An 11,613-nucleotide genomic window follows, 5' to 3' on the forward strand; every position below is an offset into this window, starting at 1 on the left:
AGCGTCGTATCCAGCCGGTTGTTGCTGTTCTCATCGTGAAACAGCGCAATGGCATAGCGCCCGGGGGGGACGTTCGCAAAATGCAGCGTGGCGCCTGATCGCGCCGGAACGGTCAGCCGCAGCGCGTCGGGGTCTTTATTGCAATTGGGAAATTTTGATGGGGCCGCCGTGAGGCACGCCTGCACCAGCCCTTTGGCCGAGCGCAGCCCGAGCAATTCGACGAACACGGCACCTGAGGGCGGCGGGCCCGCGCCAAGCACCAGGGGTGAGGCCGCCGCGATCACCAGCGCCCGCTTCACGGAGCGGACAGGCCGCGATCGGTGCCGCACAGATGATCCCAGAAACGGAAATAGAGGCCGTAATTGCATTTGTATTGCTCGTGATGGCGGTGATGATGGCTGGCCGTTATCAGCCAGTGCCCTGCTGGAGAATGAACGAGAGCCTTGGGAAATATCTCCCAGCCCATGTGGTTGGTCACGCCCATCACGGTCATGACCAAAAGCACAAGGCCCAGCATGCCGACATGGATCGGCACGAAAAACACCAGCGCCGGCACGAACAGTCCGACCACGGCGGCTTCGACCGGGTGGAAATTCATCGCCGCCCATGCCGTGGGTGGGCGGCTGGCATGATGGATCGCGTGATAGGCGCGAAACGCCTTTGGCTGGTGCATCCAGCGATGCGTCCAGTAAAACCAGGTATCATGCAGGAAAAGATAGGCAAACAGCGAGAGCGGCATCCACCACAGCGGATAGGCCGCAGGATCGGTGTAGATCCGCGTCCAGCCATGCTGCTGCCAGCCCCATGCAACTACCCCGGCGGGAACGCCATAAATCGCGGCGGAAGCAAGGCTCCAGCGAATCTCGCGCCGAATTTGCGCGCCAAGATCGCGGTAATGACCGGGGCGCACAAAGTGGGTCAACCACGCAAACAAACCGCTGGTCAGCAGGTAGCGCACCGCGACAATTGCCGTCATCGCCAGCATTGAAATCCAGACATTGGTGTTCACGCCGGGCAGCCGATTGCAGGCGTGGTTGCCAAAGTGGGGACCGTCCAGTGCGACACAGCGCGGCGGGGTGGCGGGATAGCGGGGTTGCGATGCAGCATGCGCTCTTATGCCAAGCCTTTCGGCCAGAGGACAGCGCAAAAAGGGGCATTCCCGGCGCTGGCAAGCGCGCGGGTGGGCGATGGCAGGTTTCGAACCAATTCTAGCCGTTCAGCGCAAATTCCCGGTTTCCTGAAACCCTTCGTTCGCCAGACATCCGCTCTTCTATCGGGGTTGAGCCGAAAACTGTCAGTCGGCTCTTCGCCCACGTACGGTCGTCGTTACTCCACCCGAAAAACGGCTGCAACTGGGCCAGAGTTGGCCATTGGCCGACAAACAGGCTGTCAACACGACACGGTGCAAGCAGATAGGCCTTACCGCATGGGACCGAAATCGATCCAACGCCTCGCTTTGATGGACAATTCGTTCCACCTCTGCAAAAAAGTGGCTCAACGGATGTTCTTGCGTTGGCAGGATAATCCCCGGCTTTGTTCCAATGAATGTGTGTCCATGCAGGCTAGAGGAGAAGATTTTGGGGGCTATCGATACACTGCTTTCTCCGGTCATCCTGTTTTTCGTACTTGGCGTATCCGCTGCGGCGGTGCGCTCCGACCTTGCTATTCCTGAGGCCATGGCAAAGGCCATGTCGTTGTTCCTCATGGCGGCGATCGGGCTGAAGGGAGGCGTGCAGGTCTCCCAAGCCGGGTTCAGCGGGGGCATGATTGCGGCGAGCCTAGCCGGTCTGGGCCTCAGTTTCGCTCTGCCCTTTATCGCCTTTGCCGCTTTGCGCAGCTTTGGTCGACTCGACACCCTAAATGCTGGGGCAGTCGCTGCCCATTATGGCTCGGTGAGCGTCGTCACCTTTGCGACCGCGAGTGAGGTGTTGACCCGAGGCGGCATGCCGCCCGCCGGCTACATGGTGGCCGTGCTGGCGGTGATGGAAACCCCGGCCATCGTATCGGGAATGCTGCTTGCGCGGCGTGGTACCCAGGGGCAACCGCGGGCCGGCGGGCATTTGTGGCGCGAAGTGTTCTTCAACGGCTCGGTAGTGCTTTTGCTTGGCGCATTCGCCATTGGCGCGATCGTGGGCAAAGCGAAGTATGAACCGATCGCCCCGATGTTCACCGGGCTCTGGTCGGGCGTCCTGTGCCTGTTTCTGCTGGACATGGGGCTGATCGCGGTTCGGCGGCTGCGCGACAGCCAGGCCATAACGCTCCGCCTCGCGACGCTTGGGCTCGCATTGCCCCTTATCAACGGCTTGATCGGAGCGATCGTCGCACGTCTTGTCGGCCTTGACATGGGAAGCGCGGCGGCGCTTTCGATCCTTGCAGCAAGTGCGTCCTACATTGCGGTTCCAGCGGCGATGCGGCTCGCCCTGCCCAAGGCCGATGCCGGCATTTACCTGTCTATGAGCCTTGCCTTGACCTTCCCATTCAATATCGTTTTCGGCATTCCCCTGTTCATCGCGCTTTCGACGGCGCTGGCGAGGTAACCATGACTGAACTCGTGCGCCGCAAACGGCTCGAAATCATCGCCGATCTTGAGTTCGCTGACTGGTTGGCGGACGAAGCCGACGCCGTCGGCATTACGCATTTCACGATCGCGCCGACGCTCGGTGGGAAAGGTGCCCATGGGCGTTGGCGCAACGATGGCGTGGGCGGTCAGGGAAAATGCCTGTTTATCACCGTCACGAGCGCTGTGCGGGCGGGCGCGTTGATCGACCGAATTGGGCCGTTGTTATCCGACTATCGCATTGTGTTGGACTTGGCAGACGTCGAGGTGGTGCGCGGCGATCGCTTCTGAGGGGGCGAAACAAACTTTGCAAGTTTGAAGCAACGTCAGGTCTTCGCGCTTGTGCGCACGCAAGCGGGCGGACCGCTAACCCCCGATGCCGGTCATTTCGACTTTGTGTGCGCAAAGTCTATCATCGCTCAAAAGGCGGGCCCGCCCGGATTACCGGGCAGGCCCTTTCTTGTGGTGGCGCAGCCTATCAGATAACGCGCTGAACCTTGTTGCGGTGCTGACCCACGGCGGCGGGGCCGCGCGGGCGGAAGGTCCGCTCCTGGCCGTCGCCCTGCCGTGCAGGCTTGCCGCCGTCGCTGCGGTCGGCGTGCGCCACGCGATCACCTCTGGGCTTGTCGCCCTGCGAACGGTCGCCTTGCGGGCGATCACCTTGCGGCCGATCGCCGCGCGGGCGGTCATGCTGCGGGCGATCACCCTGTGGGCGGCGGTCACCCTGAGGCCTATCGCCTTGTGGCCGATCATTGCGGGGGCGATCACCTTGCGCCCGGTCACCTTGCGCCCGGTCACCTTGCGGACGTTCGTCGCGCGGCGCATCGGCGGCAAGCGGATTGCGCACCGGGCCGCGATCTTCGCGCAGATGCTGGTCGCGCCCGCGTCCGTCGCGGGCCTGCGCCTGCGCGCCGGTACGCTGGCCAGCAACGCTGCGGCCACGGCCATTGCCGCCGCTACGATCACCGCCGCTACGATCACCGCCGCTGCGGCCACCACCCGAACGGCCGCGCTCATCACGCGATTCGCGCCGGGCATCTTGCGCTTCCTGTTCGGGGTTGCGCTTGGCCACGGGCAGCTTGGCCGCTTCGGCAAGGAAGCCTTCGGGCAGCGGAATCGGCGCAAGCTTGACGTCGGTCAGCCGCTCGATGTCCTTCAGGTAAGCCTTCTCGTCCGGCGCGCAGAAGCTGATTGCCTCGCCATCGGCCCCGGCGCGCGCGGTGCGGCCGATGCGGTGGACATACTGTTCGGGCACATTGGGCAGCTCATAGTTGAACACATGGCTGACGCCCGGAACGTCGATCCCGCGCGCCGCAATGTCGGTGGCGACCAGCACCGGGCAGACGCCCTTGCGGAACGCTTCGAGCGCGGCGGTGCGTTGGCCCTGGCTCTTGTTGCCGTGAATGGCGCGGGCATCGATCCCGGCGGCGCACAGATTGCGCACCACGCGGTCGGCGCCGTGCTTGGTGCGGGTGAACACCAGTGTGCGATCAAGCTTCTTCTCTGCCAGCAGCGAGCGAATGCGCAAGGTCAGCAGCGCCTGCTTTTCGGCCTGATTGATGAAGGTGACATACTGATCGACCCGCTCGACCGTGGTCGATTGCGGCGCTACTTCGACGCGCACCGGATTGTTGATGAACTGTTTGCCCAGATCGGCGATCGCCTTTGGCATGGTGGCCGAGAAGAACAGGCTCTGGCGTTCCTTGGGCAGCATGTTGGCCACCCGCTTGAGCGCGTTGATAAAGCCCAGATCCATCATCTGGTCGGCCTCGTCGAGCACGAAGATCTCGACCCGGCTGAGCGTCAGCGCACGCTGATCGATCAGATCGAGCAGGCGGCCCGGGGTGGCGACAAGGACGTCCACGCCCGGAACCAGCCGCCGCGCCTGCTTGCTGACGGGCACGCCGCCAAACACGCAATCGACCGACAGGCGCAGGAACTTGGCATAGCCCTTCATGTTGTCCGCGATCTGCGCGGCGAGTTCGCGGGTCGGCGAAAGCACCAGCATACGGCATGAAGCCGGCTTGTTGACTTTGAGGTCTGCCGCCAGCCGGTGGAGCGAAGGCAGCGAGAATGCGGCGGTCTTGCCAGTGCCGGTCTGCGCAATGCCGAGCAGATCGCGGCCTTCGAGCAGAGCGGGGATCGATTGGCGCTGAATAGGAGTAGGGTCGCTATAGCCTTTGGCTTCAAGCGCACGGAGAATTGGCTCGGCAAGGCCGAGATCGCTGAAAAATGACATGATGATTATGCTTTCATAGGCGCGCCGATGGCGCGCACAGAACAGGGGTCGTTATGCGACCCATGCGTGAATTGGGGGAGCGGGCGAAGCGCAGCCGTTCGACCGGGGCGGGTTTTGCCATCATTGTGGCCAACCTCACGCTTGCCCGGGCCTGCGGCGGAAAAATCCACTCGCCGGTCTTGCTGAAAATGCCCCTAGACGACAAAGTGCTCAAACGCAAGAAAATTACGCGGTGCTTTGCGCTTCCCAAGCAGGGGGCCACGCGGATAGGACTAGCGTCGATGACAAACCGACCGATCCGCCCTGCACAAATCGGTTCCGAACCGGCCAGCCCTTGCGTCAAAGTGTGCGAAGTGGACCGGTCAGCCGGACTGTGCCGCGGCTGCGGACGCACTTTGGCCGAGATATCGGCGTGGTTCGGGGCCAGCGCGGCGCAGAAGCACGCGATCTTGCTCGCCGTGCGCGACCGCGCTCAAAGCGTCAGTATCAAATCGACATAGCCATAAACGGTGTTGCCAGTGGCCGGCGCATTGGGCGCTGCGCGCAGCAGCCCGCGCTTGATCAGCACCGCGCCGCCAGTATCGACCTGCAGCAGCCCCGGCACCAGCCAATGCCGCAAGCGCGCCTCGATCTGATGCCCGGCAAATCTGCCCGATTGGCCGCTGGCATCGCGCACGCCGGTTGCGGAAAACGCATCGCGCGCGTTCTGCGCCCAAGCCGCGCGGTATCCGATCATCGCGTCGGTGCGCTCGCCGGGAACCAGCTCAAGCCGCGCGCCCGGCGAAACAAGATTGGCGCGTCCGATCGGGCCGTATAGCGCGGTGGGCCCGAAATCGAAACGGCGCGCGCCAAACAAGGTATCGAAGCGGCCAAATCGGCCCGGCTTGCCGCCATCGCCGCTGGCCTCGTAAAACGAGACCGAGAGGCGCGGCTTCCACCCCGCCGTGAAGCTGTAACCCATTTCGGCATGGACGAACCAGGCTGACACCGCGAGATCGGCCATATCGCTGGCCGCGTTCGAGCGGCGGACTTTGCCAAACTGGTAGGCCGCTTCAACATCGTGGTCCCACTTGCCTTGCGCAGGGCGCGCAAAATGGCGCAGGCCCACTGTCCACAAACGGCGGTTGCGGGTGAGGCGGTCGGCACCGTCCTTTTCGGTCAGGCGGTAAACATACCCTTCCAGCGCGCCGCCCGGCACGCGGGGAATCGCCGCGTGGCCGCCGAAGAATTGCACGCCCGTTGTCTCCAGATCGAACTCGAGCCGGTTGCTCTGGAGACCATCGCGATCGTCGGGGCGGCGAAGCTGCGGCATGGCCCAGAATGCGAGCAGCTGCGCGCCGCCCGCCGTGGTCCATTCGGCGTGTGCGCCGGTGAAGCCATTGGTCGTGTTGCGAAAGCGATTGCGCGCCAACAGGCGGCGCGAGCCCACGTCCAGCGTGAAGCGGCCCAGCGTGAGCAGGCCTTTGCCGCCCTTCCCGCCCTTGGCCCAATCGCCGAATTCGATGCGCGCATAAGCCTGAACAAGCTCGAACGCGTTGACATCGGTCGTGCTCACGCTTGAATTGGCGGCTTGGCCATAGGCGCGGGCATCCCACACCTCCGCGCCAAAGCGCACCGGTCCCGCATCAAGTTCGGCCGCAAGCGCCGTGCGCACAGAGAACATCGTGTCGTTCTCGGCCGCATTGGGGCGGAACTGGTTGGCGATGGTTTCCACCCGGGCGCGCACGGTCGCCGTGATCGTCAGATCGTCTGGTGCGCCAAGCGCGTGCGCGAGGACGCCAGTCTGCGCTGCGGCAGGTCTGGCGGCAAGGCCGCTGGCGGCGATCAGAACCAGCAGACGGGCGCGTCGGTTCATCGTCAATTCCAGTTCAGATTGTAATTCTTTGCGGCAGCGGCGCGAACGTGCCGCTTTCTATATTCAACAGAATATAGAAAGGCCAGCCTGCGCTGACCTGCTCGGCCCCCGATTCAGCCGTTGCCCCAGGCAGCGCAGCGCGGATCCTGCGTGATCAGATGACGGCGCAGCGCGGCGCGGGCGAGACGCTCGGTCTCGGCCTTGCGGCGCGCGGCGGCCAAGGGCACGGTCGGCGCCGGACGGACAATTTCCGCATCATAGCCGTCGGCCACGATGACGCCGCAGGCACCGGGCAGAAAGCTCTCGCTATCGAGGCACGCGCGATCGAGGTGCGGGGCGAGGCCCCAATAGAACCGGTCGCAATGATCGAGATAATCGGTCCATTTCAGATCACCGAGCAGATCGGCCCGGCTGACCTTGATCTCCACGATCACGATCTGGCCCTTGGCGTCGATGCCCATCAGATCGGCCCGCCGGCTCGATCGCAGCGGCATTTCGGGCAGGCACCAGATATCGTTGCGGGCAAATAGGCGGCAAATGCCGCGCGCAACCGCCGCTGCTTCAAGCAGAGCGGCAGCTGGAGCGAAGGAAACAGGCGAATCGGTCACGTCGTCAGATATAAGAACAAAAAAAGAACAGGTAAAGTGGCGAATTAGCGGCGGCGCTCTATTCCCAATGGGGGCACGAGATCGAGCAGTGCGCCGCGCGCAGACTGAAATTCCTGCCACAAGGCGCGGGCCGCCGGCAATGTCGGCCCCCCCTGCGCCTCGATCGCAAGCAACGCTGCGATGGCAGGCTCCATCATCGCGGCCAGATCGTCTACGCCATCGCGCGCCATGGCAAAGCGCCAGCCGCCGGTGTCGCGCATGATGATCGGAAAATTGCGTATATCGGGGGTGCGAAACTCGGGCGGGATTTCCGCAAGATTGCTCACGGCCGCGGCTGCTTCGTGCAGCGCAGTCCATTTGATCGACATCGCGTTAGCGCTTTTTGCCTGCTCACGGTCTGCGCCGCCAGAGCGCCGCGTGGGGTACGCAGGGGCTGGGCGCTTCGAATCCGGGCTCTTGACGTGTGCCACCATAGGGACACCCGGTTAACGCCCGATCGCTACCAAACCGCTAAAGCCACGCGATCCGTGCCATGAAAACTTCTGGCAAGCGGTGCCGCGCGCTGCTACGTGCATTGTCCCGCTGCACCCGTAGCTCAGCTGGATAGAGCGCTGCCCTCCGAAGGCAGAGGCCACTGGTTCGAATCCAGTCGGGTGCACCATACTTTCAATAACTTAGCGGGAGCCAATCTGGTCTGTACGGAATAAGTACGGAAAAGAGGGGGTGGAATTGCCTCCAGAAACTCCGCTCCAGGGTTTCCTGATTGCCAAGTGATCGCTGCCTCTGAATTGCGCCGGGCGCGCATTCCGCCGGTTGTTGGGCAATGTCCATGTGAAGCAGATCGGGCGCGAATCAGGACCGCCCAGCAAAGCAATACCCCCCCACACCGTACGCGACAGCGTCGCAGCAATGGAAAACAAACCATTGGGATAGCGTGAATTTGTTCCTTCTATGAAGGAGCAAGATCGATGTCAACGAATGGCCATGTGGTATCGTCAGAGGCGGTCAGTAACGCCGGATCGACTCGGTGGCGTGGAGGCAAGAGTACAAGCGAGAAGGTCAAGCTCAATGGGAACATCGCCCGGCGCAAGATTGTCGGGCAGGAGTTCTTCTGGTGGGATACCGAGTTGCCGGGGTTCGGCTTGCGGGTCTTTGCCAGCGGCGCGAAGTGCTGGTTCGTACAGTTCCGCCAGCGCGGCAAACAGAAGCGAGTAACCCTCGGCAGACCTCCTGAAATGCGCGCGGAGAAGGCAAGAGCTTTGGCACGCGCGCAGCTCGCGAAGGCTGCACTCGACGGACTGCCCGCCGATCCGAAGGCAAGGGCCAAGGGCAATGGCGGCGGCGGAATCCTGTTCTCTGACTACGCACCGCGCTTCTGGGATGACTATGCCCGGCACTGGAAGCCATCGACACGCAGGGGCAATCGGCGCTCGATCTTCAAGGAACTTGTCGGGGTCTTCGGTCGCCAGCGCGTCGATGCCATCCGCAAGACGGATGTCCTGCGCTGGCGTGACAGCTGGGCCGCTCGGCCGGGTGCGTTCAACCGAACGATCCCGATCCTGTCGGTGATGATGGGTTATGCCGAGCAACTGGGGCTGCGCCCGCGCGGCTCGAATCCATGTAGGGGCACGCCGCGGTACAAGCGCAAGTTGGTCGAGAGGTTCCTCAGCGCCCGTGAATTCCATCGCCTCGCCGCGAGCCTCCGCGCGTTCGAGGAAAGTGATCCGATTGCCGTCCAAGCGATACGGTTGCTGATCTATACCGGGGCGCGGCATGGCGAAATTGTCAGCCTTCGCTGGGAATGGGTGCAGCCGCCTCGCCTGATGCTGCCGGACAGCAAGACCGGGGCGAAGATCATCTATCTCAATCGACAAGCCCAAGCCGTGCTCGATGGCTGGCCGACCAAGGCTGAAGTCGGCCTAGTTTTTCCGTCGCCGCAGGGCGACAAACCGATTGCGCTCAGTGTTCCGTGGCAGGCGATAAGGCGGCACGCAGCTCTGCCGGATGTTCGCCTTTACGACCTGCGCCACAGTTTTGCGTCGGTCGCCATTGCCGACGGTATCTCGCTCGTCGTGATTGGCAAGCTGCTCGGCCATGCACTGGCAGAGACCACTGAACGTTATGCGCACCTCGCCGACGAGGCGATCGCCGATGCGGCCAAGCGCGTATCCGGCTCGCTCGCTGCGTGTCTGGGGATCGCAGCATGACCCGGGTCTCGCTGGCCGGCATCATCGCCGATGATCTTGCAACCCTGCGTCGGCTCGATCCTGGCAACCGACCGCGCGGCAGGCCGCGCCGGACCGTCTGGTCAGAGCGGCTTCCGGGGTTCGGCGTGCGCCACTATTCGTCCGGGCGGAGCACCTACATCGCTCAGGCACTTATGGACGGGGTGACCCGGACCATCACACTCGGCAACGCCAATGTGCTGAGCAAGCACCAGGCTTTGATTGTCGCCCGGCGGATCTTGCTGCGCGCCCAAGTCGGCGAGGACCCTGCGACGAAGCGCAAACAGACGCGCAAAGTTCCCACCTTTGAAGATTTCCTCACACTGTACTGGAAGCAGTCCGCTGCCAAGTGGAAGCCGCGCACGCTCGAAACCCACAACGGCTATCGCCGGAAGCACCTCGCCGATGCCTTCAGCGGCATGTTCATCGACGAGATCGAGCAAGCGCACGTATTGGCATGGTTCAATAAGGTATCGATCAGCAGCGGTCCGGGCGCGGGCAATCGCTGCTTTGAAATTCTGCGTTCGATGTTCAATCACGCTGAGCGATGGGGCATGCGTCCCGAGGGAAGCAATCCCTGCTCTTACATCCGGCCCAACAAGCGCCGGAAGTGCGAGCGCTTCCTGTCCAATCAGGAGATTGCCAGATTGGGTGAAGTGCTCAGCCAGAAGACCCGAACCCAGCCGCTCCATAGTGCCATCATCTATCTTCTGTTGCTGACCGGCTGCCGGCTATCGGAGATCGTCGATCTTACCTGGAGCGAGGTGAAAGGTGGTAGGCTGCTCCTCCATGACAGCAAGACCGGTCCGCGCACCGTCTGGCTGGGCGATGAAGCCCGTATGTTGCTCGCCTCGCTCGAACGGCGCGGCGGTGGCGATCCCGTGTTCTGGAATAAACTGACCCAGCGGCCTGTTCGCAGCATCAGCAAGTTCTGGCAGGAAGTGAAGGCCGAGGCCAATCTGCCAGGTGTCAGGCTGCACGACCTGCGTCACAGCTTTGCAAGCCACGCTGCAGCTCGCTCGGAAACTCTGCCGATGATTGGCAAGCTGCTGGGGCATGCCAAGTTGCAGACGACATCGCGCTATGCCCATCTTGATGATGGGCACGTTCTCGATGCGGCGGAACGGATCGGCTGTCTCTTAGCTGATATGATGGGCGAGGATCGTTCGTTGAACAGTAACACTATGTATGATACACGACTGCCGATCCATGAACGGTAAGCCGCAAACCCGCATCTACAAGAATCGTTGGTTCGCGAAATTCGCGAGCCGTGAAGGGATCAGCGATACGGCGCTTGTCGCGGCGGTTGAACAGGCGAACAGCGGCTTGATCGATGCCGATCTGGGCGGAGGCCTGATCAAGCAGCGCGTCGCGCGCGAGGGCGGAGGCAAGTCCGGCGGCTATCGCACGCTGGTCTTTTTCCGCCATGAGGAACGGGCCATATTCGCTTTTGGATTTGCCAAGAGCGATAAGGCCAACCTCAACGCGGTCGAGTTGCGGACCTACAAACAGGCCGCCAAGATCGTGCTCGCGCTCACACAGGCGCAGATCGATACCGAGGTGCGTGAAGAAAGACTGTTCGAGGTGACTGACGATGCCAAAAACTTATAAAAGCGAGGCGCTGGCCGCCGTCCATGAGATGATGGAAGGGCTTCACGAAGGTGGGGCCATCGACAAGCGCACGTTGCGTGAGTTCGACGATGCATGTCTTGCCCCGGCGACACCGCTAAAGGCCGATGAGATCAAAGCAATTCGCGAGGCGCAGCATGTCTCGCAGCCGGTATTTGCGCGTTATCTCAATGTCTCGAAGAACCTTGTTTCCGACTGGGAGAGGGGCAAGAAACGGCCGGGTGGACCAGCACTGAGGCTGCTATCGATCATCCAGCGGAAAGGGTTGGAGGCGGTGGCATAAGTGGTGTTGCAACAGGCCTGAAGGACGTCGTCGGGTGACAGGTTTCACGTTCAGCCACATTTTTGCACATTGGGCGGAAGCCCTCGATCGTCAAACAGTCGGCAACAACCTTCTATTCTATATCCGCAGACGAAGCGTTACGTCCGGACGATCGGGGAATCGGTGACCGATTTCATGAAGCATCAGTTTTGACGTTGGTCTAATGCGGTTGCGGGGG

Annotated in this window: 13 protein-coding genes and 1 tRNA gene; 8 read left to right on the top strand and 6 right to left on the bottom strand. The window is 62.4% G+C overall.

Features of this window, described 5'->3' with window-relative positions:
- Both Q0O40_RS13190 and Q0O40_RS13195 read right to left on the bottom strand, forming a co-directional pair.
- The coding region (locus Q0O40_RS13190; RefSeq protein ID WP_295530665.1) for a DUF2141 domain-containing protein at positions 1 to 299 on the bottom strand (299 nt) is incomplete at its 3' end.
- Positions 296 to 985, bottom strand: a complete 690-nt coding sequence (locus tag Q0O40_RS13195; RefSeq protein WP_367183752.1) for a sterol desaturase family protein — start codon at positions 983 to 985, stop codon at positions 296 to 298. The genes Q0O40_RS13190 and Q0O40_RS13195, both read right to left, overlap by 4 nt.
- Positions 986 to 1,577: 592 nt before the next feature.
- Here Q0O40_RS13195 and Q0O40_RS13200 point away from each other — a divergent pair.
- Positions 1,578 to 2,537 carry a sodium-dependent bicarbonate transport family permease gene (locus Q0O40_RS13200; RefSeq protein WP_295530668.1) on the top strand — a complete coding sequence of 320 codons (960 nt, stop codon included), beginning with the start codon at positions 1,578 to 1,580 and terminating at the stop codon, positions 2,535 to 2,537.
- Between the two features lie 2 nt (positions 2,538 to 2,539).
- Entirely contained in the window at positions 2,540 to 2,848 is a 309-nt protein-coding gene (locus Q0O40_RS13205) for a transcriptional regulator (RefSeq protein ID WP_295530671.1), read from the top strand.
- Between the two features lie 187 nt (positions 2,849 to 3,035).
- Here the strand turns inward: Q0O40_RS13205 and Q0O40_RS13210 are convergent, their stop codons facing one another.
- Positions 3,036 to 4,796, bottom strand: coding sequence for a DEAD/DEAH box helicase (locus tag Q0O40_RS13210; protein WP_295530674.1), 1,761 nt, complete (start codon positions 4,794 to 4,796; stop codon positions 3,036 to 3,038).
- 281 nt (positions 4,797 to 5,077) lie between these two features.
- Between Q0O40_RS13210 and Q0O40_RS13215 the strand changes: the two genes are divergently transcribed.
- Positions 5,078 to 5,296 (top strand): DUF1289 domain-containing protein, encoded by a 219-nt coding sequence (locus tag Q0O40_RS13215; protein ID WP_295530677.1) that lies wholly within the window; start codon positions 5,078 to 5,080, stop codon positions 5,294 to 5,296.
- On the opposite strand, the gene Q0O40_RS13220 is transcribed toward Q0O40_RS13215, so the two are convergent.
- From Q0O40_RS13220 to Q0O40_RS13230, 3 genes are all read right to left on the bottom strand, one after another.
- The gene (locus Q0O40_RS13220; RefSeq protein ID WP_295530680.1) at positions 5,269 to 6,651 is read right to left on the bottom strand and encodes an alginate export family protein; all 1,383 of its coding nucleotides are present in this window, start codon (positions 6,649 to 6,651) and stop codon (positions 5,269 to 5,271) included. The genes Q0O40_RS13215 and Q0O40_RS13220 overlap by 28 nt on opposite strands.
- Before the next feature lie 113 nt (positions 6,652 to 6,764).
- Positions 6,765 to 7,259: an MmcB family DNA repair protein gene (locus Q0O40_RS13225; RefSeq protein ID WP_295530682.1), complete on the bottom strand. Its 495-nt coding sequence runs from the start codon at positions 7,257 to 7,259 to the stop codon at positions 6,765 to 6,767.
- Between the two features lie 44 nt (positions 7,260 to 7,303).
- Positions 7,304 to 7,585, bottom strand: a complete 282-nt coding sequence (locus Q0O40_RS13230; protein ID WP_295530685.1) for a hypothetical protein — start codon at positions 7,583 to 7,585, stop codon at positions 7,304 to 7,306.
- Positions 7,586 to 7,843: 258 nt separating this feature from the next.
- Between Q0O40_RS13230 and Q0O40_RS13235 the strand changes: the two genes are divergently transcribed.
- From Q0O40_RS13235 to Q0O40_RS13255, 5 genes are all read left to right on the top strand, one after another.
- Positions 7,844 to 7,920 (top strand) — tRNA-Arg (locus tag Q0O40_RS13235).
- 466 nt (positions 7,921 to 8,386) lie between these two features.
- A complete protein-coding gene (locus Q0O40_RS13240) occupies positions 8,387 to 9,466 on the top strand; it encodes a site-specific integrase (RefSeq protein WP_295530688.1) in 1,080 nt (359 codons plus the stop codon).
- Positions 9,463 to 10,704 carry a site-specific integrase gene (locus Q0O40_RS13245; protein WP_295530691.1) on the top strand — a complete coding sequence of 414 codons (1,242 nt, stop codon included), beginning with the start codon at positions 9,463 to 9,465 and terminating at the stop codon, positions 10,702 to 10,704. The genes Q0O40_RS13240 and Q0O40_RS13245 overlap by 4 nt, the downstream gene beginning before the upstream one ends.
- Positions 10,694 to 11,095, top strand: coding sequence for a type II toxin-antitoxin system RelE/ParE family toxin (locus tag Q0O40_RS13250; RefSeq protein WP_295530694.1), 402 nt, complete (start codon positions 10,694 to 10,696; stop codon positions 11,093 to 11,095). The genes Q0O40_RS13245 and Q0O40_RS13250 overlap by 11 nt, the downstream gene beginning before the upstream one ends.
- The gene (locus Q0O40_RS13255) at positions 11,079 to 11,396 is read left to right on the top strand and encodes a DNA-binding transcriptional regulator (protein ID WP_295530696.1); all 318 of its coding nucleotides are present in this window, start codon (positions 11,079 to 11,081) and stop codon (positions 11,394 to 11,396) included. The genes Q0O40_RS13250 and Q0O40_RS13255 overlap by 17 nt, the downstream gene beginning before the upstream one ends.
- Positions 11,397 to 11,613 lie beyond the last annotated feature (217 nt).

Origin of the sequence: Novosphingobium sp. Chol11 (assembly GCF_945870625.1) — a bacterium.
In the GTDB taxonomy this organism is placed as follows: domain Bacteria; phylum Pseudomonadota; class Alphaproteobacteria; order Sphingomonadales; family Sphingomonadaceae; genus Novosphingobium.

Excerpts from the sequence above, each read along its gene's own strand:
- Q0O40_RS13195 (WP_367183752.1), bottom strand. The coding sequence starts at position 985 with ATGCTGGCGATGACGGCAATTGTCGCGGTGCGCTACCTGCTGACCAGC.
- Q0O40_RS13205 (WP_295530671.1), top strand. The coding sequence starts at position 2,540 with ATGACTGAACTCGTGCGCCGCAAACGGCTCGAAATCATCGCCGATCTT.
- Q0O40_RS13210 (WP_295530674.1), bottom strand. The coding sequence starts at position 4,796 with ATGTCATTTTTCAGCGATCTCGGCCTTGCCGAGCCAATTCTCCGTGCG.
- Q0O40_RS13215 (WP_295530677.1), top strand. The coding sequence starts at position 5,078 with ATGACAAACCGACCGATCCGCCCTGCACAAATCGGTTCCGAACCGGCC.
- Q0O40_RS13220 (WP_295530680.1), bottom strand. The coding sequence starts at position 6,651 with ATGAACCGACGCGCCCGTCTGCTGGTTCTGATCGCCGCCAGCGGCCTT.
- Q0O40_RS13245 (WP_295530691.1), top strand. The coding sequence starts at position 9,463 with ATGACCCGGGTCTCGCTGGCCGGCATCATCGCCGATGATCTTGCAACC.
- Q0O40_RS13250 (WP_295530694.1), top strand. The coding sequence starts at position 10,694 with ATGAACGGTAAGCCGCAAACCCGCATCTACAAGAATCGTTGGTTCGCG.
- Q0O40_RS13255 (WP_295530696.1), top strand. The coding sequence starts at position 11,079 with ATGCCAAAAACTTATAAAAGCGAGGCGCTGGCCGCCGTCCATGAGATG.